This is a genomic window from Providencia sneebia DSM 19967, from assembly GCF_000314895.2.
GTDB lineage: Bacteria > Pseudomonadota > Gammaproteobacteria > Enterobacterales > Enterobacteriaceae > Providencia > Providencia sneebia.
The window spans coordinates 3,499,709-3,525,480 of sequence record NZ_CM001773.1; the positions used below are offsets into that span (position 1 = coordinate 3,499,709).

21 protein-coding genes and 2 pseudogenes are annotated in these 25,772 nt (G+C 39.1%); 16 read left to right on the plus strand and 7 right to left on the minus strand.

The window, feature by feature from the left end; genetic code table 11:
• The first annotated feature begins 2 nt into the window (after positions 1–2).
• The 13 genes and pseudogenes from OO7_RS14510 to hpaC all read left to right on the plus strand — a co-directional run bounded on the left by OO7_RS14510 (position 3) and on the right by hpaC (position 12,517).
• The gene (locus OO7_RS14510; protein WP_008916684.1) at positions 3–770 is read left to right on the plus strand and encodes a fumarylacetoacetate hydrolase family protein; all 768 of its coding nucleotides are present in this window, start codon (positions 3–5) and stop codon (positions 768–770) included.
• The gene (gene hpaE / locus OO7_RS14515) at positions 770–2,236 is read left to right on the plus strand and encodes a 5-carboxymethyl-2-hydroxymuconate semialdehyde dehydrogenase (RefSeq protein WP_008916685.1); all 1,467 of its coding nucleotides are present in this window, start codon (positions 770–772) and stop codon (positions 2,234–2,236) included. Before OO7_RS14510 ends, hpaE begins: the two co-directional genes overlap by 1 nt.
• Before the next feature lie 159 nt (positions 2,237–2,395).
• Entirely contained in the window at positions 2,396–3,277 is an 882-nt protein-coding gene (gene hpaD, locus OO7_RS14520; RefSeq protein WP_008916686.1) for a 3,4-dihydroxyphenylacetate 2,3-dioxygenase, read from the plus strand.
• Between the two features lie 15 nt (positions 3,278–3,292).
• The gene (locus tag OO7_RS14525; protein ID WP_008916687.1) at positions 3,293–3,673 is read left to right on the plus strand and encodes a 5-carboxymethyl-2-hydroxymuconate Delta-isomerase; all 381 of its coding nucleotides are present in this window, start codon (positions 3,293–3,295) and stop codon (positions 3,671–3,673) included.
• A gap of 9 nt (positions 3,674–3,682) precedes the next feature.
• Positions 3,683–4,909, plus strand: coding sequence for a Bcr/CflA family multidrug efflux MFS transporter (locus OO7_RS14530; protein ID WP_008916688.1), 1,227 nt, complete (start codon positions 3,683–3,685; stop codon positions 4,907–4,909).
• On the plus strand, positions 4,906–6,372 hold the full coding sequence (locus OO7_RS14535; RefSeq protein WP_008916689.1) for an NAD-dependent succinate-semialdehyde dehydrogenase: 1,467 nt from the start codon (positions 4,906–4,908) through the stop codon (positions 6,370–6,372). Before OO7_RS14530 ends, OO7_RS14535 begins: the two co-directional genes overlap by 4 nt.
• 103 nt (positions 6,373–6,475) lie before the next feature.
• Positions 6,476–7,279, plus strand: a complete 804-nt coding sequence (gene hpaH, locus OO7_RS14540) for a 2-oxo-hept-4-ene-1,7-dioate hydratase (RefSeq protein WP_008916690.1) — start codon at positions 6,476–6,478, stop codon at positions 7,277–7,279.
• Positions 7,280–7,289: 10 nt separating this feature from the next.
• Positions 7,290–8,096: a 4-hydroxy-2-oxoheptanedioate aldolase gene (gene hpaI, locus OO7_RS14545; RefSeq protein ID WP_008916691.1), complete on the plus strand. Its 807-nt coding sequence runs from the start codon at positions 7,290–7,292 to the stop codon at positions 8,094–8,096.
• Positions 8,097–8,354: 258 nt separating this feature from the next.
• Positions 8,355–8,621, plus strand: a complete 267-nt coding sequence (locus OO7_RS14550) for a hypothetical protein (protein ID WP_008916692.1) — start codon at positions 8,355–8,357, stop codon at positions 8,619–8,621.
• A pseudogene (locus OO7_RS16590) lies at positions 8,522–8,776 on the plus strand (MFS transporter); the annotation flags it as partial. The gene OO7_RS14550 and the pseudogene OO7_RS16590, both read left to right, overlap by 100 nt.
• A 303-nt stretch (positions 8,777–9,079) precedes the next feature.
• The gene (gene hpaA / locus OO7_RS14555) at positions 9,080–9,952 is read left to right on the plus strand and encodes a 4-hydroxyphenylacetate catabolism regulatory protein HpaA (protein WP_008916694.1); all 873 of its coding nucleotides are present in this window, start codon (positions 9,080–9,082) and stop codon (positions 9,950–9,952) included.
• Positions 9,953–10,413: 461 nt separating this feature from the next.
• Positions 10,414–11,976: pseudogene (hpaB, locus tag OO7_RS14560) on the plus strand (4-hydroxyphenylacetate 3-monooxygenase, oxygenase component).
• Between the two features lie 19 nt (positions 11,977–11,995).
• Positions 11,996–12,517: a 4-hydroxyphenylacetate 3-monooxygenase, reductase component gene (gene hpaC / locus OO7_RS14565; protein WP_008916695.1), complete on the plus strand. Its 522-nt coding sequence runs from the start codon at positions 11,996–11,998 to the stop codon at positions 12,515–12,517.
• 89 nt (positions 12,518–12,606) lie between these two features.
• Here the strand turns inward: hpaC and OO7_RS14570 are convergent, their stop codons facing one another.
• On the minus strand, positions 12,607–13,095 hold the full coding sequence (locus OO7_RS14570) for a hypothetical protein (protein ID WP_008916696.1): 489 nt from the start codon (positions 13,093–13,095) through the stop codon (positions 12,607–12,609).
• 495 nt (positions 13,096–13,590) lie between these two features.
• On the opposite strand from OO7_RS14570, the gene OO7_RS14575 reads away from it, so the two are divergent.
• A complete protein-coding gene (locus tag OO7_RS14575) occupies positions 13,591–15,570 on the plus strand; it encodes a TonB-dependent receptor domain-containing protein (RefSeq protein ID WP_269077540.1) in 1,980 nt (659 codons plus the stop codon).
• Entirely contained in the window at positions 15,567–16,253 is a 687-nt protein-coding gene (locus tag OO7_RS17570) for a TonB-dependent receptor domain-containing protein (protein ID WP_269077541.1), read from the plus strand. Before OO7_RS14575 ends, OO7_RS17570 begins: the two co-directional genes overlap by 4 nt.
• 325 nt (positions 16,254–16,578) lie before the next feature.
• Here OO7_RS17570 and fbaA read toward each other — a convergent pair whose 3' ends face one another.
• From fbaA to tkt, 4 genes are all read right to left on the minus strand, one after another.
• Positions 16,579–17,655, minus strand: a complete 1,077-nt coding sequence (fbaA, locus tag OO7_RS14580; protein ID WP_008916697.1) for a class II fructose-bisphosphate aldolase — start codon at positions 17,653–17,655, stop codon at positions 16,579–16,581.
• 103 nt (positions 17,656–17,758) lie between these two features.
• Positions 17,759–18,922, minus strand: coding sequence for a phosphoglycerate kinase (gene pgk / locus OO7_RS14585; protein WP_008916698.1), 1,164 nt, complete (start codon positions 18,920–18,922; stop codon positions 17,759–17,761).
• A gap of 85 nt (positions 18,923–19,007) precedes the next feature.
• Positions 19,008–20,027, minus strand: coding sequence for an erythrose-4-phosphate dehydrogenase (epd, locus tag OO7_RS14590; RefSeq protein ID WP_008916699.1), 1,020 nt, complete (start codon positions 20,025–20,027; stop codon positions 19,008–19,010).
• A gap of 337 nt (positions 20,028–20,364) precedes the next feature.
• The gene (gene tkt / locus OO7_RS14595) at positions 20,365–22,359 is read right to left on the minus strand and encodes a transketolase (protein WP_008916700.1); all 1,995 of its coding nucleotides are present in this window, start codon (positions 22,357–22,359) and stop codon (positions 20,365–20,367) included.
• 616 nt (positions 22,360–22,975) lie between these two features.
• On the opposite strand from tkt, the gene OO7_RS14600 reads away from it, so the two are divergent.
• Entirely contained in the window at positions 22,976–23,302 is a 327-nt protein-coding gene (locus OO7_RS14600) for a DUF6122 family protein (protein WP_008916701.1), read from the plus strand.
• Positions 23,303–23,463: 161 nt separating this feature from the next.
• On the opposite strand, the gene OO7_RS14605 is transcribed toward OO7_RS14600, so the two are convergent.
• Both OO7_RS14605 and OO7_RS14610 read right to left on the minus strand, forming a co-directional pair.
• Positions 23,464–24,204: an MIP/aquaporin family protein gene (locus tag OO7_RS14605; RefSeq protein ID WP_008916702.1), complete on the minus strand. Its 741-nt coding sequence runs from the start codon at positions 24,202–24,204 to the stop codon at positions 23,464–23,466.
• A gap of 36 nt (positions 24,205–24,240) precedes the next feature.
• Positions 24,241–25,077 (minus strand): putative hydro-lyase, encoded by an 837-nt coding sequence (locus tag OO7_RS14610; protein WP_008916703.1) that lies wholly within the window; start codon positions 25,075–25,077, stop codon positions 24,241–24,243.
• Positions 25,078–25,772: the final 695 nt, after the last annotated feature.

A 25,772-nucleotide genomic window follows, 5' to 3' on the forward strand; every position in this document is an offset into this window, starting at 1 on the left:
AAATGAAACAGGCCAAAATTCGTTATCAGGGTACAGAGTATTCAGTCACTGTTGGTGATAATGAAGAAATTACACTGCCAAATGGACAAATAATTGCAGGTGATGATGCTGCCGTTGAATGGTTACCCCCCGTGAGAGGAACCTTATTCGCGCTAGGTTTAAACTATGCAGATCATGCCACTGAATTAGATTTTAAGCCACCTGAAGAACCGCTGATTTTTATCAAAGCAGATAATACGTTAACAGGTCATCGCCAAGTTTCGGTTCGCCCTGATAATGTTGACTATATGCATTATGAGTCAGAATTAGTTGTCGTTATAGGTAAAACCGCTCATAAAGTTTCTCAAGAAGATGCCATGGATTATGTGGCTGGTTACACCGTTTGTAACGACTATGCTATCCGAGACTACTTAGAAAATTACTACCGCCCTAATCTACGAGTCAAAAGCCGCGATACTTTAACCCCTATTGGACCGTGGATTATTGATAAAGAGCAGGTAAAAGATCCGCACAATCTTGCTCTTTATACTTATGTTAATGGCGAGCTACGTCAAAAAGGCACAACGGCTGATCTGATTTTTAATATTCCATTTTTAATCTCTTATTTAAGCGATTTTATGACACTTCAACCTGGTGACATGATTGCAACAGGCACCCCAAAAGGGCTTTCAGATGTCGTTCCTGGTGATGAAGTTATTGTTGAAGTTGAAGGTGTCGGCAGGCTCATTAACCGAATTGTCAGCGAAAAAGAATATGAGGAATGTAAGTAATGACTAAGATTAACCATTGGATCAATGGCAAAAATGTTGCTAGTAAAGAATATTTCGAAACCACCAGCCCTGCCACTGGTGAAGTCCTTGCTGAAGTTGCTTCTGGCGGACAAGATGAGATCAACCAAGCGGTTGCCGCAGCAAAAGAAGCTTTTCCAAAATGGGCAAATACACCAATGAAAGAGCGTGCACGTTTGATGCGCCGTCTTGGTGAGCTCATTGATGAAAACGTTCCACAAATTGCTGAAATGGAAACCCAAGATACAGGATTACCGATTCATCAAACCAAAAATGTCTTGATCCCAAGAGCATCACATAACTTTGAATTTTTTGCTGAAATTTGCCAACAAATGAATGGGCGTACTTATCCTGTCGACGACAAGATGATGAACTATACCTTAGTTCAACCTGTTGGTGTTTGCGCATTAATTTCCCCATGGAATGTGCCGTTTATGACCGCAACATGGAAAACAGCACCTTGCTTAGCGCTTGGTAACACTGCTGTTTTAAAAATGTCTGAGCTATCTCCACTGTCTGCCAACCGCTTAGGTGAATTAGCTCTTGAAGCAGGTATTCCAGCAGGCGTGCTCAATGTGGTGCAAGGTTATGGAAGCACTGCCGGTGATGCTCTCGTTAAACATAATGATGTCAGAGCCGTTTCGTTTACTGGCGGCACAGCAACTGGCCGCATGATCATGCAAAATGCAGGCTTGAAAAAATATTCAATGGAATTGGGTGGGAAATCCCCCGTTTTGATATTTGAAGATGCGGATATTGAACGAGCACTTGATGCTGCTTTATTTACCATTTTCTCTATTAATGGTGAACGTTGTACCGCCGGCTCCCGAATTTTTATCCAAGAGAGCATTTATCCAGAATTTGTAAAACGTTTTGCAGAACGTGCAAACCGTCTGATTGTAGGTGACCCGACTGATCCTAAAACACAAGTTGGTGCACTAATCAGCCAGCAACATTGGGATAAAGTTTCCGGTTATATCCGCCTTGGTATTGAAGAAGGTGCAACACTGCTAGCTGGTGGCCCAGACAAACCCACTGATCTACCTGATCACCTGAAAAATGGCAACTTCCTGCGTCCAACCGTTTTGGCTGATGTCGATAACCGTATGCGTGTTGCTCAAGAAGAGATCTTCGGACCTGTTGCCTGTCTGATCCCATTCAAATCAGAAGAAGATGGTCTGCGTATGGCGAATGATATTGAATATGGTCTTGCATCTTATATTTGGACACAAGATGTCAGCAAGATCCTCAGATTATCTCGCAATATTGAAGCCGGTATGGTGTTTGTTAACACACAAAACGTACGCGATTTGCGCCAACCATTTGGCGGCGTAAAAGCGTCGGGTGTTGGCCGTGAAGGCGGTGAATATAGCTTTGAAGTATTTGCTGAAATGAAGAATGTTTGTATCTCCTTTGGTGATCACAACATTCCTCGTTGGGGCGTTTAATTTTGTTGTCTTGCTGGTGAAAAATAGTTCACCAGCGCTCTATCGCTGAAAAGGTACAGTGCGGTATCAATGAATACGAAAAGCACAGGCTCAGCAGAGACTTAATTCAGCACTTACAAATTTATTTGCTAATACAGCAATGAAAAGAGATGAGGATTTATGGGTAAATTAGTACTCGCAGCCAAAATAACGCATGTCCCTTCCATGTATTTATCTGAATTACCGGGTAAACATTATGGCTGCCGCCAATCAGCGATTGATGGACATAAAGAAATTAGCCGCCGTTGCCGTGAACTCGGCGTCGATACTGTCATTGTTTTTGATACACACTGGCTTGTTAACAGTGCATATCACATCAACTGTGCTGATCATTTTAAAGGGATCTATACCAGTAATGAGCTACCACATTTTATCCGCGATATGGAATATGAATATGATGGTAACTCAGAATTAGGCAGAATGATTGGTGAAGAAGCACGAAAACTCGGTGTTCGCGCTCAATCACATGAAATTCCAAGTCTAACATTAGAATATGCCACCTTAGTTCCTATGCGTTATATGAATAGTGATCGCCATTTTAAAGTGATCTCTATTTCAGCATTCTGCACATCTCATAGTTTTGATGATAGCCGCAAACTGGGTGAAGCTGTATTAACGGCCATTGAGAAATATGACGGGACTGTCGCTGTTCTTGCTAGCGGATCTTTATCACACCGTTTTATTGATGATCAACGTGCAGAAGAAGGCATGAACAATTATACCCGAGAATTCGATGAGCAAATGGATAAACGCGTCGTCAAACTTTGGCGTGAAGGTCGTTTTGATGAATTCTGTAAAATGTTGCCTGAATATGCGGATTATTGTTACGGCGAAGGGGACATGCACGACACCGTGATGTTGCTTGGCATGTTGGGCTGGGATAAATACGCTGAAAAAGTCGAAGTATTGACCGATTTATTTGCAAGTTCAGGAACGGGACAAATCAACGCAATTTTCCCTGTACCAAGCTATATCGCCGATAAACAAAAAGCTAACGCGTAAATTTAAGGAACTGTTATGCCTCACTTTATTGCAGAGTGTACAGAAAACATACGTGAAGAAGCTAAGTTACCTGAGCTATTTTCCAAGGTGAATCAAGCTTTGGCTAATACCGGCATTTTTCCATTAGGCGGCATTCGTAGCCGTGCAATTTGGCTAGACACTTGGCAAATGGCAGATGGAAAACAGGATTATGCCTTTGTGCATATGACACTCAAAATTGGTTCTGGTCGTTCTTTGGAAGAGAGGCAAAAAACAGGTGAACTGCTCTTTGCACTAATCAAGGAACATTTTTCCGCGTTAATGGAACAGCGCTATTTTGCGATTTCATTCACGATGGAAGAGCTAGATCCTATTTTGAATTATAAGCAAAACAATATTCACGCGCTGTTTAAGTAAGGAAAAGAGATGCCAACTGCATTCGATAAACAGATCCCTCTTTGGCTGATCCCATTATTAGGATCATTAGTTGCCTTTGGACCATTATCGATAGATATGTACCTGCCTGCATTGCCGCAAATGGGGTTAGATCTTCATGCGAGCCAAGGACAAATGCAGTTTACATTAGGTGCATTTTTTGCAGGGTTTTGTGTTGGCATGTTGTTCTACGGGCCGCTTAGTGACATTTTAGGTCGTCGAAAAATGTTGTTAAGCGGGCTCACTATTTTTACTTTAGCAAGTTTACTGTGTACTCAAGCAACCAGTGCTGAAGCATTGATCTCTTTTCGCGCGCTACAAGCTTTTGGTAGTGGCGCGGCGATTGTGATGGCTAGAGCTATCGCACGGGACGTTTATACTGCGAGTGAACTCCCTAAAGTACTTTCATTAATGACATTAGTTACCATGATAGCGCCTTTAATCGCGCCATTGCTTGGTGGTTTCTTATTAATTCATTTTCAATGGCAAGCCATTTTCTATCTTCTCGCAGTAATAGGTTTATGTTCAGTCGCAAGCATTTTCTTTTTGCTGCCTGAAACACTTGAACAGAAACAAGATGCTAAAAATTTACTGGGAACAACTTTTCATAATTACGCCCAAGTATTAACGGATAGAGAAGCAATGACCATTATCGGCACAATGGCTTTCTCTTTTGCCGGCATGTTTGCTTTCATTAGCGGCTCACCGTTTGTTTACATCAATTATTTCAATGTATCGGAACAATACTACGGCTTACTCTTTGGCTGTAATATTCTCGGTATGATAGTTGTATTGTTGCTCAATGTTAGACTCCTCAAAGTGTACAGTCTAAATCGTATATTATGCATACAAAGTGGTGCTCAATTATTATTTGGGTTATTACTCTTAATTTTCTATCAGCAAAGCTTACCTATTATTGTTATTCTGGTTGTTCTGTTTCTATCGATGGTAAATGCCATTGGTACAAACAGTTTGTCACTGTTATTGCAACATCGTGGAAAAATCGCAGGTAGTGCCAGTGCGCTCGCAATCTCTATTCAATTTGCTTTAGCTGCTCTGGCTAGTGTTGCAGTTTCTGTGCTACAGGATGAATCCCCATTTGCTATGGCGCTGGTTATGGCTGTTTGTGCGGGACTTAGCTTCGCAAGCCAACGCTTGTCAGCTAAAAATACCCAATCACAGTTAATTTCAGTGCCTTTGGAGAAAAAAGAAAAATGAGTATTAACATCAATTCTAAATTATTCCGTCAACAAGCTTACATCAATGGTCAATGGGTTAATGCCGATGACAATAGTCAGTTTGATGTGACGAACCCAGCTAATGGCGAAGTTATTGCAAAAGTCAGTAATGTCGGTGCAGCACAAACCCAAAAAGCTATTGAAGCCGCCGAAAACGCACTTCCCGATTGGCGTGCAAAAAGTGCTAAAGAACGTAGCCAAATCCTTAATAAATGGTTCCGTTTGATGATGGATAATCAAAAAGAGCTTGCAGAATTATTAAGCTTAGAGCAAGGCAAATCAATGGCAGAATCCATGGGTGAAATCGCTTATGGAGCCAGTTTTATTGAATGGTTTGCAGAAGAAGCTAAACGTGTTTATGGCGAAACCATTCCTTCCCCTCAGCCTGGTCGCCGCTTAGTGACAATCAAACAGCCTGTTGGTGTTGTTGCCGCCATCACACCATGGAATTTCCCTAATGCCATGATCACACGTAAAGTTGGTCCCGCCCTTGCTGCTGGCTGTACGATGGTACTCAAACCTGCTGCTGAAACCCCATTATCAGCATTAGCACTTGCTGCATTAGGCGAAGAGGCTGGTATCCCTGCTGGGGTCTTTAATATTGTGACAGGAACAGATGCCAAAGCCATTGGTGGTGCACTGACCTCAAGCCCAATCGTTCGCAAACTCACATTCACTGGTTCAACGCGTGTCGGTAAATTATTGATGGCTGAATGTGCAGACACAGTGAAAAAACTGTCCTTAGAACTTGGTGGTAATGCACCGTTTATTGTTTTTGATGATGCAGACCTAGATGCTGCGGTTCAAGGCGCATTGGCCGCTAAATTCCGTAATAGTGGACAAACTTGCGTATGTGCTAATCGTATTTTAGTACAAGAAGGAATTTATGATGAGTTTGCGAAGCGCCTCGCAAAAGCGGTTAATGAGCTGAAAATTGGTCCTGCAACAGAAGCTGATTCACAACAAGGTCCTCTTATCAACCAAGCTGCACTGAATAAAGTGGAAGAACATATTGCTGATGCCGTTGCACATGGCGCGCATATTATTGCGGGTGGTAAACCTGCGGCTCTGGGTGGACTCTTCTTTGAACCAACAGTACTTGTTGATGTAAATGAATCAATGCTTGTTGCGAAAGAAGAAACCTTTGGCCCACTCGCGCCACTATTTAAATTTACCGATGAAAAACAAGCTATTGCTTTAGCTAATGATACTGAATTCGGTTTAGCATCCTATTTCTATTCAAGAGATATTGGTCGTATTTACCGCGTTGCTGAAGCACTTGAAAGTGGCATGGTTGGTATTAATGAAGGTCTGATCTCAAATGAAGTTGCCCCATTCGGTGGCATTAAACAATCAGGACTGGGGCGTGAAGGTTCACGTTACGGAATTGAAGAATATCTGGAAGTGAAATACCTCTGCTTTGGTGGGCTATCCGCTAACTAATTTTTGACTTATTTCCCGCACTGCTGATTACCGTAGTGCGGGTTATAAGCAAAGCCTAGCGTTTCTCTCATTATAAACAGGGATCAATAGGAGCATTATTCGCATGTTACAAAAAGATGTCGTATCGCAAGTTGCACAACGCCTTAATCAGGCTGAAAAAAAACGTGAGCAAATTCGACAAATTTCCTTGGATTATCCAGAAATTACCATCGAAGATGCCTACGCTATTCAGCGTGAATGGGTAGGATTGAAAATTTCAGAAGGGCGCTCACTCAAAGGACACAAAATTGGGCTAACTTCTAAAGCGATGCAAGCAAGCTCACAAATTGATGAGCCAGATTACGGTGCACTGCTCGACGATATGTTTTTTGATGATGGCTGTGAAATTCCAACAGATCGTTTTATTGTTCCGCGTATCGAAGTTGAATTAGCCTTTGTGTTATCGAAACCTTTGCGTGGCCCCAATTGCACCTTATTTGATGTCTATAATGCCACTGATTATGTTATCCCTGCGCTTGAACTTATTGACGCACGCTGTCATGGCATCGACCCTGAATCTAAGCGCCCGCGTAAAGTTTTCGATACTATCTCAGATAATGCAGCGAATGCGGCTGTCATATTGGGAGGCAGACCAATCAAACCGCGTGATTTAGATTTGCGCTGGATAAGTGCCTTACTATATCGCAATGGTGTGATTGAAGAATCTGGTGTTGCGGCGGCTGTGCTTAACCATCCCGCCAATGGAGTTGCTTGGTTGGCAAATAAATTAGCACCTCATAATGTGCAACTTGAAGCGGGTCAAATTATTTTAGGTGGTTCATTCACCCGACCTGTTCCAGCTCGCAAAGGGGATGTTTTTCATGTTGATTATGGCGTGATGGGCTCTGTCAGTTGCCACTTCGTATAAGGAAATTACAATGGATATTCTTCACAACAGTTTTAAAAAAGCGTTGAAAGAAGGTAAACCGCAAATTGGCTTATGGCTTGGTTTATGCAGCCCATATAGTGCGGAATTAGTTGCAGGTGCTGGCTTTGATTGGTTATTAATTGATGGTGAACATGCGCCAAATAATGTACAAACTATACTTGCACAATTGCAAGCTGTCGCCCCTTATGCTTCTCAGCCCGTTGTTCGTCCGCCGTGGAATGATCCTGTCATTATTAAGCAATTACTCGATGTTGGTGCACAAACATTATTATTGCCTATGGTGCAAAATGCTGAACAAGCTGAGCAAGCCGTACGGGCGACACGTTATCCACCAGCAGGGATCCGTGGCGTTGGTAGTGCATTAGCTCGTGCTTCGCGTTGGAACCGTATTCCTAACTATTTAGCGCGTGCCAATGATGAAATATGCGTCATTGTTCAGGTGGAAACAAAAGAGGCAATAAAAAACCTTCCTGAGATCTTAAAAGTCTCTGGCGTAGATGGCGTCTTTATTGGTCCGGCGGATCTGAGTGCCGATATGGGATTTTCGGGTAATCCAAATCATCCTGAAGTTAAGGCCGTAATTGAAAAGGCTATTACGCAAATAAGAGAAGCAGGAATAGCACCAGGTATATTAATGGCAGCTCCTGATGTTGCTAAACACTATTTGCAACTAGGTGCTTTATTTGTTGCCGTCGGTGTAGATACAACTTTACTCGCACGGGGCGCTGAAACATTAGCAACTCAATTCGGTAAAAATATATCTGAAGATACACCTAAAACACCAAGTGTTTATTAATTAGCAAACTTAATTATTTATTTTACTCCAAAATTTTCATCTATTAGTAAATTAAATAAGTTAACACAGAGATTAAATAATATAGCCTCTTATTTTTAGACAATTTTTATTCCGATAAACCTACATCTTTTATCTAAAAATAATAGAGGAACAGTAATACAAATTTATTTACCGATATAAGGTAGACAGATTGTTGTCTGCCTAAGTCACTCTTATACCCATAACAGCATTAAATGCATATAAATAAGGGAATTAGCAATGAGCGAACAAATAAATGTTGCTGAAAAAAATCCTGCAGAACAGCATAAGAACTTAACTGAGCCACAACAACGCGTTATTAAAAAGTTATTTCGTCGATTAATTGTCTTTTTATTTGTATTATTTGTTTTCTCATTCCTAGACCGCATTAATATTGGTTTTGCTGGTTTACTGCCATGGCCGTTTTTTGGACAACGCCAGATCAGTCCATCAGTTTCCGCGCCCGTGCTGTTGGTATTGCAGTTATCAATGCGACAGGCAATATAGGCTCCGCAGTGAGTCCATTATTAATTGGTTGGCTTAAAGATCAGACTGGAAGTTTTAACTCTGGATTATATTTTGTCGCAGGATTATTAGTCATTGGCGCAATATTAGTTATCTTAATTCCAATGAAAAATTCACGGCCAAGAGCAACACCTTAATACAAATAGCTGCTACAGTTTGAAGCATGAAGAGGAAACATTTTTCTCAAAATAATTCGAGTTGTAGCGAGGCGGTAAGTGAAACTCTCCCAAGGAGCATGGATCAATATGTAATTTGGGAGAGTTAATCGCCCTCAATAAAGCTACCGCTTGAAGCATGAAGAGGAAAAACTTTCCTCACAATAATTCGAGTTGTAGCGAGGCGGTAAGTGAAATTCTCCCAAGGAGCATACATAAGTATGTGACTTGGGGAATTGAGCGCCACCAACAAAGCTACAGCTTGAAGTATGAAGAGGAAATAGGATGATAACTAACATTGACATCAGCAAAGACTACGACGAAACACAAGGAAATGACGATGTCCATTACCAAACTTTCGGTAATATGGCTGCATTTTTTGGTCGTGATATGCAAGCTCATCGACATGATGGTTTTTTTCAACTTCATTACCTTGAGACGGGGCATATTACTTTACAGCTTGATGAACAGCGCTATTCAGTCCAAGCTCCTTTATTTATTTTAACACCGCCTTCTGTTGCACATGCTTTTTTCACTCAAGAAGATACTGACGGGCATGTGCTCACTGTTCGCCAAGATTTAATCACGCCTTTACTTGAATCTCTTTATCCTACCAATCCTGATATTGTTTCCATTCCTGCGATTTGTTTATCTGTTGCTGATAAACAAGAGGATTTGAACACCTTTAATTATTATTGGGCATTGATGGCGAGAGAATCTGCAAATAATTATGCTGGCCGTGATCAGGTATTATCATCCCTTGCACAAGCTCTATTTACTTTTTTATTACGCTCTATTCCTTTGGATGATCATGCTGTCAGTGGTGTAAGAGGTGAACATCGTTTATTCCAACATTTCAACCAATTAATTGATTTACACTATCATCAACATCTTTCTGTTCCCGAATATGCTGAAAAACTTGGAATAACAGAATCCCGTTTGAAAGATATGTGTCGGCGATTTGCTAATCGTCCACCTAAACGACTTATTTTCGACCGGATATTACGCGAAGCGAAACGCATGTTATTGTTCAGCGACAACCCAATATCTGAAATTGCTTATCAACTTGGTTTCAAAGACCCAGCCTACTTTGCGCGATTTTTTAACCGGCTGGTTGGTCATTCACCAAGCCAATGGCGTGAAGAAAATATTCACTAACATCAAATGTTATACAGACTAAAAATCTAAAGCGAATATTTTATCTGCTAAAAACTCATTTTCGAAAAGCATGATAAAAAACATTTTTACCTCATTTATTTTTTTAAAAGTCCTATTCTTATCTCAAAAAATCTATAAACCCATCAAAAAATACATTTCATTAACATAAATAATCCTATAAAAAATCAATTAAAATTGTAGAAATGAAACATAATCCATTAAAATATAATGAAAAACATTAATACACCGACATTCACAAACACAACAACGATCACAAAATCGTAACAACCTTATCATTTCAACGAAAAGTACCCGCATTCCTTTCGAAAATCTCTTTATTATCGCCCTCTAAAACGCTTCAATTAAGAAACACAAAACAAACATAAAATTAACAAAAGGCTGCCCGCGAACCGAAGTACCCTATTCTATCGCTGGCGCGATTGTGAAATAACGAGGTAGACATGAAACCAGAAGATTTTCGCTCCGATGCCAAACGCCCATTCAATAGCCAAGAATATTTAAAAAGTTTACAAGATGGCCGCGAAATTTATATTTATGGTGAGCGAGTAAAAGATGTCACCACGCATCCAGCTTTTCGTAATTCAGCCGCTTCGATAGGACAGTTATATGATGCACTTCATGATAAAGAGACTCATGACCGCCTTTGCTGGGGAACCGATACAGGTAACGACGGATACACACATAAATTCTTCCGCTTCGCGACAAGTCCAGATGAACTGCGCCAGCAACGCGATGCCATTGCAGACTGGTCACGTCAAAGTTATGGATGGATGGGACGCACTCCAGATTATAAGGCGGCATTCGCCAGCTGTTTAGGTGCTAACCCTGAATATTATGGCCAATTTGCTGATAATGCTCGCCATTGGTACAAACGTATTCAAGAAAGTGGCTTATATTTTAACCATGCGATTGTTAACCCACCAATCGACCGCCATAAACCCGCGGATGAAGTAAAAGATGTCTATATCAAACTGGAAAAAGAAACAGATGCAGGTATTATCGTCAGTGGTGCAAAAGTTGTCGCAACCAACTCAGCGCTGACTCACTACAATTTTATTGGTTTCGGCTCAGCTCAAGTTATGGGTGATAACCCTGATTTCGCACTGATGTTTGTCGCACCAATGGATGCTGATGGTGTAAAACTTATTTCTCGGGCATCTTATGAATTAGTTGCTGGTGCAACAGGAGCACCTTTTGACTACCCATTATCAAGCCGATTTGATGAGAATGATGCCATATTAATTATGGATCACGTTTTAATCCCTTGGGAAAACGTATTGATTTATCGTGATTTTGAACGCGCTCGTAACTGGGCTGTACAAGGTGGATTTGCTCGCTTATTCCCGTTACAAGCTTGTGTGCGTTTAGCAGTGAAACTCGATTTTATTACTGGATTATTACAAAAAAGTCTTGAATGTACTGGCGTTATTGATTTTCGTGGCGTACAAGCTGACCTTGGTGAAGTTGTCGCATGGCGAAACCTTTTCTGGTCACTCACCGATGCGATGACATCTGAAGCGCAAGCTTGAGAAGGTGGTGCTTATTTACCCGATACGCAAGCCATTCAAACTTATCGTGTTATGGCACCAATGGCTTATACAAAAATTAAAAATATCATCGAAAGTAATGTCACAAGTGGTTTAATTTATTTACCATCAAGTGTTCGTGATATGAATAATCCAGAAATTGATAAATACCTAGCTAAATATGTGCGCGGTTCAAATGGTATGGATCATGTTGAACGTATCAAGATCCTGAAATTAATGTGGGATGCGATTGGTAGTGAGTTTGGTGGTCGTCATGAATTGTATGAAATTAACTATGCAGGCAGCCAAGATGAAATTCGCCTGCAATGTCTACGCCATTCATACGGCTCTGGCAATATGAAAGCAATGACAGATATGGTTGACCGCTGCTTGTCTGATTACGATCAACATGGCTGGAAGCGTCCACACCTGCACAATAACAATGATATTAATCAGTTAGATTCGCTGCTGAAATAGTCGGCAGCAGGAGGCCAATATGTCTTTAGAAAATGAACATCGCCTAAATTTCAGAGATGCGATGGCAAGTCTTGGTGCGGCAGTGAACATCGTCACCACGGATGGCACCGCGGGATGTTGCGGGATCACCGCAACAGCGGTCTGCTCTGTCACAGATACGCCACCGACTTTGATGGTGTGTGTTAACCGCAATAGCGCAATGAATGCGGTCTTTCAGGAAAATGGCCGCCTGTGTGTCAATATATTGAATCACGAGCAAGAAGAGATGGCTTGCCACTTTGCGGGAATGAAAGGCTCGACAATGGAAGAGCGTTTCAGTTGGAGCGTCTGGGATAGAGGCATGTTACAACAGCCATTATTAAAAGATGCTTTAGCCAACCTCGAAGGAGAAATTACACAAGTCCAAGATATTGGAACTCACTCTGTCTATTTGGTTGAAATTAAAAAAATCATTGTAAGAGAAGAAGGTCACGGCTTAGTGTATTTTAAACGCAAATTCCATCCTGTGATGATGCAACAAATTTTGGCAGTCACCGTCTAAGCAAATTAAATTAACCTCATTCATACTGAAAATATTGTGTGAATGAGGTTATTTTTAATGTCCTAAATATCCATTATTAAACTGATAAATTAGTGATGCTTATTTCCCTGTACCACTTTGTTTAAATACAAAATGATTGCCCCATCAAATCCATCATTACGGATAGCATAAGACGTTGAATATTCTTGTTTACCGTCAATAAATAATTGTGATATCACCCCTAATTTGGAACTCTCCTTAATTTTACTATTTTTACAAATTAATGAAGTCTCATACTTTGCTATTTGACCGACTGAGCGGTAGTCTTTATTTACGGCAAGTGTTCGTATATTGTCTTTATCTGAATAATCAACCAATTTAGTTTTTAACTCTACATTCTTATAATAGTGAGTATTATTAGGTGTGATGATGACATAATTATATTTTTTATATGTATTACTTACATTATTGATATCTAATACATTTATTTTATGGCTATCTTTTGATTTATGATTTTCGCTCTTATTTAGAATGGCGCGATTAGAATTTAATTCAGTTTCTCTACTACAAAGAGAATATAGAAATTTAGTAATTGGCATAAAGTGATATTTCCTTATTTATAGTGGCTAATTAAAATAATAACCTAGCTTTTAAAGGGAAATAACTCACAATTTTATACCTTCCAAAAATTTCAGCTTTAGAATATTTTCATATACCTAATATTAATTTGAAATAAGATATTTTATAAAACAATCAAAACATTTCCCTTAAGTGAAATGTAATACACTTAATACTTAACTAAATTTATCTCAAAAAATTTAGTTAAATAAAAAAACCTATTTTATTTAAATAATAATACATCTTTTATCCTAAATATTTATCAAAATAGATATAACCCGACAAACATTATGTCGTTATATAGACTGCCTAAATGTAAATTTTCTATGCTTACTCTATTTTTAAATCAATCAAGCAGTACAAAACATCTTTTTGATATTAATGATAAATTTGCATATTGAATGATAATTATTAACATTTAGTATGTTAATACCAACTACTGTTTTATAAAAAAACTTATCATGAAAAATTATTCTATGAAGCCTATTACACAGCTTCTGAAAATTCTTATTGGTGTTAGCCCATTTATGGCAAGTGGGATAGTTATTGCTCAAGATGAAACAAAAAATTTATCTCAGGAAAACCTGACACAATTAGGGCCATTAAAGGTTTCAGGAAAATCACAAAAGGAACTTGATACTGATTATCCCTATTTACAACTTGGCTCATCTTCCTATATTGATGGCAAAATAGTTGAACGTTTTAGAGGAAACTCCGCAGCTGATTTTCTACGAGGCGTTAGTGGTGTTCATCTCGGCGATATCCGCAATGGTGGTGCATTAGATGTTAATATTCGCGGTTTACAAGGGCAAAGTCGAGTACCCGTTATTGTGGACGGAACTCAGCAATCCATTGATACCTATCGCGGATATGCAGGTGTTCAACAACGAAGCTATCTCGACCCAGATTTAATCAGCAAAGTACAAATTGATAAAGGGCCAACTTTGGCTACAGATGCTACTGGAGCCATTGGCGGAGTTGTTCGAGTCACCACCTTACAGCCCGCAGATGTGATCCCAAAAGGGGAAACTTTTGGTGTTCGTTTACGTGGGGGAATGGCAAGTAATACCATTTCAGAACGATCAGGCTTCCGTGTAAAAACCCGTGATTCGGACAATTCTAGCTCATGGCCAAGTTTAAATAGCCGTTTCGGCAGTGTTGCCATGGCGACCGACCAAGATCGTTATCAATTGCTTGCAGCTTATGCTTATCGCACTCAAGGCAACTATTTTTCAGGTAAAAATGGCGAAAACCGCTATAGTGATGCACATTATACCAATACAGCAGGAACAGGGATGACAACCGCCGCAGTGGTAAAAGCTTATCCTGCGGGCAAAGAAGTTCTCGACACCCATAATCGAAGCGAATCTTGGTTGCTAAAAGGTGCAGCAGAGCTGACCGATGATCAAAAGTTAGAAGTCATTTACCGCCGCTATGATGCTAGCTGGGGGGAAATTATGCCTTCCATGATTTCTAGCCCTGATAGCAATGGTAATTCAGCCCAATTTGTTCCTAGCAAAATTACCATTGATGCACTTTCTGCTAAGCATAATTACAATCCAGATAATGATTGGTTAAATCTCACATCAGAAGTTTGGTACACGCACGCAATAAGTCGAATGTACAATGCTAACATAGGTAATGTTCCTGTTTTCGATCAGAGTACAGAACAACTTCCTGATCCATTAAGCGAAGAATATAAGCAAGGGCTTTTATCTGATATAAAAGCAGATCGCTATGGGGTAAATTTAACTAACCGATCTCAATTTGAAAGCCGTATTGGTGAATTTAATTTCACCATTGGCGGGTCATTCCAACATGAAGATACTGGCCCTAATTCCCCAGTATTAACCTCAAATTTAGAAAAAAATCGTTTCTTACGCAGTGGTGTTCGCAAAGAGTATAGCTTATCTAGCTCATTAGAATATAAACCTGTCAGTTGGCTCACCTTGCAAGCGGGTGGGCGCTATAGCGAATATAATGTCCGCGACAGAAATAGCACTTTCTATGCAAGTAAATTCCGTATGCAGGAATATACCTTCGCTAGAATGAAAAAAAATGGCGAGTATTTTAAAGAGTGGCCAGAAATTTGGTACATGGAATGGTGGCCAGATGAGCAAGGTAATTACACACTTGAATCACTAAAAAATACCCCTTATGCCAATACAACGCTGGGGGAAAAATATGATTTTGATGGCTATGAGCGCGACCCTCGTCCACCAGAGCAGTCTGTATTGCAGAAGAAAATCACTACCGAATATGCCTATACAAAACCGATAGAACGTAAAGGTAATAATTTTAGTCCTCAGTTTGGTATTGCATTTAATCTTGATGAAACTAGCCAGATTTATGCTAAATACACTGAGTCATATAAAAACCCAACTATCTTTGAATCAACACTAGGAAACTGGACTTCTATTCCTTCTGCTGATTTAAAACCCGAAAAAATAAAGTGATTGAGGTTGGTGTATCAACAATCCAAAATTCATTGTTGATGGAAGATGATAAATTGTCAGCTAAAGTCGCTTGGTTTAAAAGTGATTTACATGACATGGTTACCCGAGGCTATTATCCAACAGACTCATCATGGGTTATTGAAAATGTTGACCTCTATAAAACATCCGGCATTGAGTACAGCTTTACTTATGATCAAGGGCGATTCTATACAGATATTTCAGGTAATTACTATTTAGATGCTTCAACTTGCGATCAAAAATCAGCTGAACGTATTCGTAAAGATCCCTATGGTGATCCAAATACACCAAATTGTGTTGATGGTGGTTTCACTACCTCTCTCGCAAATATTACGAATCCGCCAAAATACAGTATTAATACAACACTTGGCGTAAGATTACTTGATGATCGTAATTTAGATATTGGTGTCCGCCGGATCTACAACAGTGGGCCAACACATAAGCTAAATCGTAGTTGGCATACAAGCGGTATGACCGGGGCGCAAATGACGTATTTATCAACGGTGACTTATGATGCTTATGCGAATTATCAATTCACACCAAATGCAGCTGTTAACTTAACTGTAAGTAACTTAACGGATGAATACTATGTCGACCCAATGGCACTTAGTTTAATGCCTGCGCCGGGACGAACTGTCACTATTGATTTCACATATAAGTTCTAAATAGACCTCTCCTACTCATACGGGTAGGAGATTTTTAAAAATAAGAATGGCTATCTTTCTCTTCCCCATGTACAACAAATCCTATCGCCTACCTTTTAGAATTCGTTATATATAATTTATACTCGATATATATTTCCTCGCCCTCTTATCATCAGATAGTTATTTGACTGGCGATTAAAAAGAAACAAATTGATATTTAAAATAAAATCATGAAATTATCGGCGGTTTTTTAATACAAAAAAGCCCCCAATAATTGATACTCCAACTATTGAAGGCATTTCAAAACCTGATAAAGGTTTTATGTATGGCTAAGATCTAAATGTGATTACAGAACATCAACACAGTTTAGTTCTTTGAATGCTTGTTCTAGACGAACAACCATTGAGTCTTGTGCTTTACGCAGCCATACACGTGGATCGTAGTATTTTTTATTTGGCTTATCAGCACCTTCAGGGTTACCCAATTGTGCTTGTAGATAAGCTTCATTCTTTTTATAGTAATTCAAAATACCATCCCAAGTTGCCCATTGGGTATCAGTATCGATATTCATTTTAATCACACCATAGCCCACAGCTTCTTTAATTTCTTCAGCGCTTGAACCGGAACCACCGTGGAATACGAAGTCTAGGCTGTTGTGTGGTAGGTTAAATTTCTTAGAAACGAAATCTTGTGAATTACGTAGAATTTTTGGTGTTAACTGTACGTTACCTGGTTTGTAAACGCCGTGAACGTTACCAAAAGAAGCTGCAATAGTGAAACGTGGGCTTACTGCGCTTAATTTTTCATAAGCATATGCAACATCTTCAGGTTGAGTATAAAGTTCTGAGCTATCCATACCTGTGTTATCAACACCGTCTTCTTCACCACCAGTACAACCTAGCTCAATCTCCAATGTCATGTCGATTTTCGCCATACGAGCAAGGTATTTTGCACAGATTTCGATGTTTTCTTCTAAAGTTTCTTCAGAGAGATCAATCATGTGTGAAGAAAATAGTGGTTTACCTGTTTTCGCGTAGTGTTTTTCACCCGCATCTAAAAGACCATCGATCCACGGAAGTAATTTACGTGCACAGTGGTCAGTATGCAGAATAACAGGAACACCATAGTGCTCAGCTATTTGGTGAACATGATGGGCACCAGAAATAGCACCTAGAATAGCCGCTTCTTGGCCTTCAGCTTTCAAGCCTTTACCCGCGATAAATGCTGCACCACCATTTGAGAATTGAACGATAACTGGAGCACGTACTTTTGCAGCAGCTTCAAGTACAGCATTAATTGAATCTGTACCAACACAGTTCACTGCTGGCAATGCAAAATTATTTTCTTTGGCAACTGCGAAAACTTTCTGTACATCGTCACCTGTGATAACACCTGGTTTAACAAAATCAAAAATTTTAGACATGTGAAAAGATCCTGTGTTAAACAAGCAGCCTAAACTGCTTGTAGTTGCAGACAAAGCAGAGAAATTTGGCTAACTCCACTTTGTATTAATCATTGAAAATGAATTACGCTTTAGCACGTTCTTCCAGCATTACAACAGCGGGTAGTTTCTTACCTTCAACAAACTCAAGGAAAGCACCGCCACCAGTTGAAATGTATGAAATTTTATCTGCAATACCAAATAGGTCGATTGCAGCTAAGGTGTCACCACCGCCAGCGATAGAGAATGCATCACTATCCGCAATAGCGCGGGCAACAATTTCAGTTCCTTTGCGGAAATTAGGGAATTCAAATACGCCTACTGGGCCATTCCACAAAATTGTTTTTGCACTTTTTAGGATTTCAGCCAGACGTTCTGCTGAAACATCACCTAAATCCAGAATTTGTTCGTCATCTTTAATTTCTGAACTTGGTTTCAGTGTTGCTTCTGCAGTTTCAGAAAATTCAGTTGCAACGCGAACATCTGTTGGAACTGGAATATCACAATTAGCCAGTAGTTTTTTAGCTTCAGGAATAAGGTCTGCTTCATAAAGAGAGCGACCAACGTTATTGCCTTCTGCTGCGATAAATGTATTTGCGATACCGCCACCAACAATCAGTTGGTCAGCAATTTTAGAGAGTGAATCTAATACAGTCAGCTTAGTTGATACTTTTGAACCACCAACAATTGCCACCATTGGACGCGCTGGATTACCTAATGCTTTACCAAGTGCTTCAAGTTCCGCGCTAAGCAAAGGACCTGCACAAGCAACAGGTGCATATTTTGCAACGCCGTGTGTTGATGCTTGCGCACGGTGAGCTGTACCAAAAGCATCCATAACATAAACATCACAAAGAGCTGCGTATTGTTTTGCGAGTGTTTCGTCGTCTTTCTTTTCGCCTTTATTGAAACGGACGTTTTCAAGAACAACTAATTCGCCATCTGCAACATCAACACCATCAAGATAATCTTTAACTAGGCGAACTGGGTAATCAATTTTTTCTGCCAGATAGTCAACAACAGGTTGCAGAGAAAACTCTTCATTATATTCACCTTCAGTCGGACGACCGAGGTGAGATGTAACCATGACTTTAGCACCTTGCTTGAGAGCATTCTCGATTGTTGGTAATGAAGCACGAATACGTGCATCAGAAGTAACTTTGCCGTCTTTTACAGGAACGTTTAGGTCAGAACGGATGAAAACGCGTTTACCCACTAGGTCCAAATCGGTCATCTTAATTACAGACATGGTGAATCCTCTTGTTGATTCTCTATAAAATTTTCATTAATGCGACATGGATATTTAAGTGGCTTTAAATAATATCCAACATTAACTAGTTGAAACCTGTTGCTGCCATTGCCAGTGTAGTATCTAGCATCCGGTTAGCAAACCCCCATTCATTATCACACCAAACAAGGGTTTTAATTAAATGTTTACCGCTGACTCGGGTTTGGGTGCCATCAACAATCGCGCTATGTGGGTCATGATTGAAGTCCATCGAAACAAGCGGTAATTCAGTATAGTCTACTATACCACGAAATTGTCCATGAGCTGCGCTCTGCAATAGTTGATTTACTTTGGTAACACAGACTTCATTATGCACGGTAACACTCAAATCAATGGCTGTCACATTGGTCGTCGGAACACGGACAGAAATCGCTTCAAAATGATCTTTAAATTTAGGTAAAATTCGTGCAATGCCTGCGGCTAACTTAGTATCAACAGGAATAATTGATTGGCTAGCGGCTCTGGTTCTTCTCAAATCATGGTGATATGCATCAATAACAGGTTGATCATTCATTGATGCATGAATTGTTGTCACGGTACCAGATTCAATTCCAAAAGCATCATCAAGTAGCTTTATAATTGGAATAATGCAGTTTGTGGTACAAGATGCGTTTGAAACAATTTTGCTTTCAGTGGTCAGGTTTTGATGATTGACGCCATAAACAACGGTAGCATCAAGATCATCTGTTCCGGGATGGGAGAAAAGAACTTTTTTAGCACCCGCTTCAAGATGTTTTATACCATCCTCTCGTGAGCCATAAACGCCACTGCAATCAAGCACAATATCAATGCCGAGATCTTTCCAAGGTAATGAACTAATCTCAGGTTGGTGGAATAAGCGGATATTATCATCACCCACCTGTAAAGATGAGCCATTAAGTCGGACATCCCAAGCAAAGCGCCCGTGACTTGAGTCATACTTCAGTAAGTGAGCAATACCTTCAGGAACCGCCAATTCATTAATCGCCACAACGACGATTTCAGCGCGACGCCCTGATTCATATAATGCTCTTAGTACACTTCTCCCGATCCGGCCAAAACCGTTAATCGCCACTTTAATTGGCATCCTACACCTTGAATTTCAACAAAATCACTCGGCTGATAAGGATAACTGACTCATTCAAACTCTACTGCTCATTTTAACTGTCAAACATCAAAATTGTGCTTCAACCTACAATTTTGAAATTTTTTCTAACATTTTTAATCTTATTGCAGTAAAAACTGAAACGCTTCAGCTAATGTAGAATTACATTACGGGATATATTCTGAGAACGCAATAGCAAAAAAGGTAGCAATGAACAAAAAAACAACGCTCCTATACCAAAATTGATATAGGAGCGTATTTTGCGATTAATATGACCAATTTCAATTCAACAACATTGTAATTAATTAGTCATTAACCCTTATTTAAGTAGTGTTTTTGCCGTTTCTACTGCATTTTCAACTGTAATGCCAAACTCTTTAAATAACTCTTCGGCAGGCGCAGATTCACCAAATGAATGCATACCAATAATTGCACCATTCAATCCAGTATATTTAAACCAGAAATCAGTGATACCCGCTTCAATCGCAATACGTTTAGTCACGTTTGAAGGCAGAACAGCTTCACGATATGCCGCATCTTGTTTATCAAAAACTTCTGTTGAAGGCATAGAAATCACGCGAACTTTGCGGCCTTCCGCTGTCAATTGCTCAGCTGCTTTAACAGCAATTTCCACCTCAGAACCTGTTGCAATATAAATCAACTCAGGCTGGCCTTCACAATCTTTCAGGATGTAAGCCCCTTTCTCAATATCTGCTAATTGTTTAGCAGTACGAGGTTGTTGCTCCAAATTCTGACGAGAGAAAACAAGTACACTTGGACCATGTTTGTGTTCTACTGCATGTTTCCATGCCACCGCAGATTCAACTTGGTCACAAGGACGCCAAGTGTTCATGTTTGGCGTTACACGCAAACTTGCCAATTGCTCAACAGGTTGGTGAGTTGGACCATCTTCACCTAGACCAATTGAGTCATGAGTGAAGACAAATATAGTCCGCAGTTTCATCAATGCAGCCATACGCACAGCATTACGTGCATACTCAACGAACATCAAGAAAGTTGCACCATAAGGAATGAAACCGCCATGAAGCGCAATACCATTCATGATTGCTGCCATTCCGAATTCACGAACACCATAATGAATATAGTTACCATCAATGAATTCATTTAGAGGCTTAGAACCTGACCACATAGTCAAGTTACTTGGTGCTAAGTCAGCTGAACCACCCAGTAGCTCAGGCAATACTTTACCGAAAGCTTCGATTGTATTTTGTGATGCTTTACGGCTAGCGATATTGGCAGGATTTTCTTGTAGATGCTCAACAAATTTTTTCGCTTCCGCATCAAAATCTGCTGGCAAATCACCCGCCATACGGCGTGTAAACTCTTTCGCTAATTCAGGGAATTCTTTCGCATAAGCTGCAAATTTTTCATTCCAAGCAGCTTCTTTTTCTGTACCTTCAACACGCGCATCCCAAGCTTGATAAATATCTTGAGGAATTTCAAAAGGTGCAAATTTCCAACCTAGGGCATCACGAGTTGCTGCAATTTCTGCATCACCCAGTGGCGCACCATGAACAGCTTCTGTACCTGCTTTGTGCGGTGAACCAAAACCAATAATTGTTTTGCATATAATTAATGTTGGTTTTTCAGTTTCGCGATGTGCTTCAGTGATTGCTGCATGGATTTGATCAGCATCATGACCATCAATATCACGGATCACGTGCCAGCCATAAGCTTCAAAACGAGCCGCTGTATCGTCAGTAAACCAACCTTGAACATGACCATCAATGGAAATACCATTGTCGTCATAGAATGCAACAAGCTTGTTCAGTTTTAATGTACCCGCTAATGAGCACACTTCATGAGAAATACCTTCCATCATACAACCATCACCCATGAATACATAAGTGTGATGATCAACAATGTCATGGCCAGGGCGGTTAAATTGTGCTGCTAATGTACGCTCTGCAATAGCAAACCCAACTGCGTTTGCAATACCTTGTCCTAATGGACCGGTTGTTGTTTCAACACCTGGAGTATAGCCATATTCTGGATGGCCTGGTGTTTTAGAGTGAAGTTGACGGAAGTTTTTTAAATCATCAATAGATAAGTCATAACCTGTCAGATGCAACAAGCTATAAAGTAGCATAGAACCATGACCATTTGATAAAACAAAGCGGTCGCGATCTGCCCAGTGTGGATCTTCTGGGTTATGCTTCATAAAGTCACGCCATAGAACTTCAGCAATATCAGCCATGCCCATAGGCGCGCCAGGGTGCCCTGATTTTGCTTTTTGAACCGCATCCATACTTAGAAAGCGGATAGCATTAGCAAGGGTTTTACGAGTCGTCATTAGTATACTCCAGGTCGGATAAAAACGTACTTAAACCAATTTTCACAACGCAATACGGAATGTTTGCTTTTTCACTTAAATTCCCTAAATCATTGAGCAATAGATAAGCTTGCGCAAAACAATTTTGCTTTGCATAAAAAAACATCAAATCATTCACTTATCAATGACTAAAATATAACGGGCAATACAATGAAACTAACGCAATTTCATCCATACAGCAATTATTCGCCACATTCGTGTCTGCGAATTGTTAACAAATTAAGCTATCGTAGAACTGAATCCTGTTGCTTGCGTAAAATATCACTTAAAGGTGATAGTTTGCGCAAATCATTACCCTTATTAAACCTGAGTTTACCATCAAGGATCAAGGTGATTTATCCAAGTTCCGCATTTAGGGGTAACAATAGTGATGATTGTCCAATTTTATGATAAAAAATGGGTGTAAAACCATAAGAATAAAAGGTTGATGCTATATATAAAACGTTAAGAAATAGTGCTAATCATTGAATTTAACGCTCATTATCTTTACCGATTTATTCCAAATAGCTCAATATTAAGAAAAATCATGTAAAATCTAAATAAGATTAGCAAGGTAAAAACATTTTAAGGTCGTTGTGTGGCATTTGAAATTTTTAGAAATATTCTACATTATGGGCTGCATTTTTTAGCCCCTGTCTTAATTGCTTATCTTTTTTGGGGTAAGAATTGGAAAGCCGCCGCTCTTATCATGCTAGCAACGATGGCAATCGACCTAGACCATTTATTTGCAGATCCAATATTTGATCCCAATCGCTGTAGTATTGGCTTTCATCCATTACACACCGTTTGGGCTGCTATTGCCTATGCAATTTTATTTTTAATACCATCATGGAAGTTGAAAGCGGTTGCTGTTGGGTGTTTATTTCATTTATTAACCGATAGTATTGATTGCTCACTAGGGTGAAAACATCCGCCGTATTTAAAAATATATTCCTGTTCTTTAAATATGCAGTAATGATTAAATTGAATAAATTACTGCCTCAAAAGAAGCAGTAATTTATATCAAATGGATGACTAGGCACTAATAACAATAAAAGTAAATTAGTCCCCTTTCATCTGTTATCATCAGGCAATGACATGAACTGCAAATAATTTAAGCAATACAACCGCTAACCCACCAATAAATGGTCCTAAAATAGGGACAATCGCATATTGCCAATCTACTTTACCTTTATTTTTAATAGGTAAAATAAAGCTATACATTAACCTTGGGCCTAAATCCCTTGCAGGGTTAATCGCATAGCATGTAGGTGCACCAACAGCAAGACCGATAGATGCGACGACAACTCCGACGCCCATATATTTTAGTGTACCAAGATCACTACTGGTATCGAGGGCAAAAACAACATAAAGCAGTAGCAAAAATGAACCTACAGCTTCGGAGAAAGTATTCCAAAATAAATTTCTATCTTCAGGTACGGTAAAAAAGAGTATCTGAGTAGAATTGTTAAACTCGTGGTCTTTATCAAACTCTTGTTTAAATACAAGATAGGCGACGAGTGGAGCCAACATGGCACCTAGCATTTGTCCAATAATATAAAATGGAACTTGCGACCAACTGATGTTTGATAACAAAGCATTAGCGACAGTGACGACAGGGTTTAAGTTAGCACCAGCTTCATAAGCAACAAAACAAGCGGTTGATACTGCAACCCCTGCACCTATACCTAAAAAAAGCCATTCATTAGTATGAGAACGTGCAGTTCTTAAGCCACTTGAAATACAAACACCATTAATAAGTAACACAAAAACAAAAGTTCCTAGTCCCTCATAAAATATGATATTGGCCGCATCAGCAACACTCATTTATTTCTACCCCGTTATAATTAATACATATGGCGCTTACCAATTCATTAAATCTTCGTCTTTCATATCAAGCAGAGCCATCATTCCGGGATAATGACTAATCGCGAATGGGACTTTACTTTCAAGAATAGCAATTTGCGGGGTAACACCACACGCCCAAAAAACAGGAATTTCACCTTCAGGAATAATAGGCGCATCACCAAAATCAACTTTATTAATATCCGTGATCCCGATTTCAGCCGGATTACTAACATGTATTGGAGAACCATGAGTTCTAACAAAGTGTGAGGTGACATCAGAAGCTAATGCAATTTGACCCGATGGCATTGCTCTTAAAGAAACAACCATATGCCCTTTTAATTTCTCTGTAGGTTCACATTCAATATTTGTTCTGTACATCGGGACATTCTTGCCAGCATCAATATGATGCATTTTTATTCCCACTTTCATCAGATAACTTTCAAAACTAAAAGAGCATCCAAACAAGAAAGTGCTTAATTCACCATTCCAATAAGGCGTCACATCATCAACATAATCTTCTACAACTTCGCCATTTTTATATATTCTATATCCTGGTAAATCCGTTCTAATATCACCTTTAAAATATTTACCCGATACATTTCCATCTTCAATCAATTCAATTAAAGGGCAAGGTTTTGGATTGCGTTGAGCAAAGAGCAAAACATCTTTTGTATATTCTTTTGGTACCGAAATAATATTTGCTTGCACAAAACCTGGAGCAAAACCAGTAGTAGATCCTTTATATCCATTCCGACAGGCTAATTGTACTAATTCTGGTGTTGCATATTTTTCTGGCTCAAGTGCAGCTTTATGTTCATTTTCTAAAAAGATAGATTCCATATTCGTAGTCATCTTTTACTCCGATAGTTATTACAAATAACACAATATATCTATTATTATTAATATAAAGTCAATCTATCTATTTATTAAATTTTAAATATCAACACTAAATGAACTAGTCAAAAGTATCGGCATGACAAAACAAAATTAATTATAATTCTGCCTTGTTATTTTTTACAAAGTAGAGCGATTAGAAACACTGTCTAATTTGTATATTTAATAGAATAATATTTGTTTTATATATAAACAAAAATCATCCTCATTAGACAATCCTAAACAAATAACCTCTATTTAAGATAATTAAAAAAGATTAACAAAAAATAAACATAATATCCCCACTGAAATAAAATAAAAAAATAATCAATATTATCATTAGGTTAAATCATTGATAAGCTTGAGTTACATTTATTATTTAAGCCAATATTTAATGTAACCCATAAAATAGTTTCATGATTATAAATCACGGTGATAATTATTATTTTTAAAAAATCTTTTTTAAATACTCATACTAGATTATTACAAATGATATTTACCTAATAACATTGTAAAACCTTATTAAAAAATAAAAGTGAAATGAAATTCATATTAAAATATCGCATTTCTTCTTAATTGTTCTATTTCTTTTTTATTCTATAAAATTAACATTCATTGTTTTTCATCTTGTTATTACTGATTTTTCATTTCAACATCAATTTATCACTTCTTAT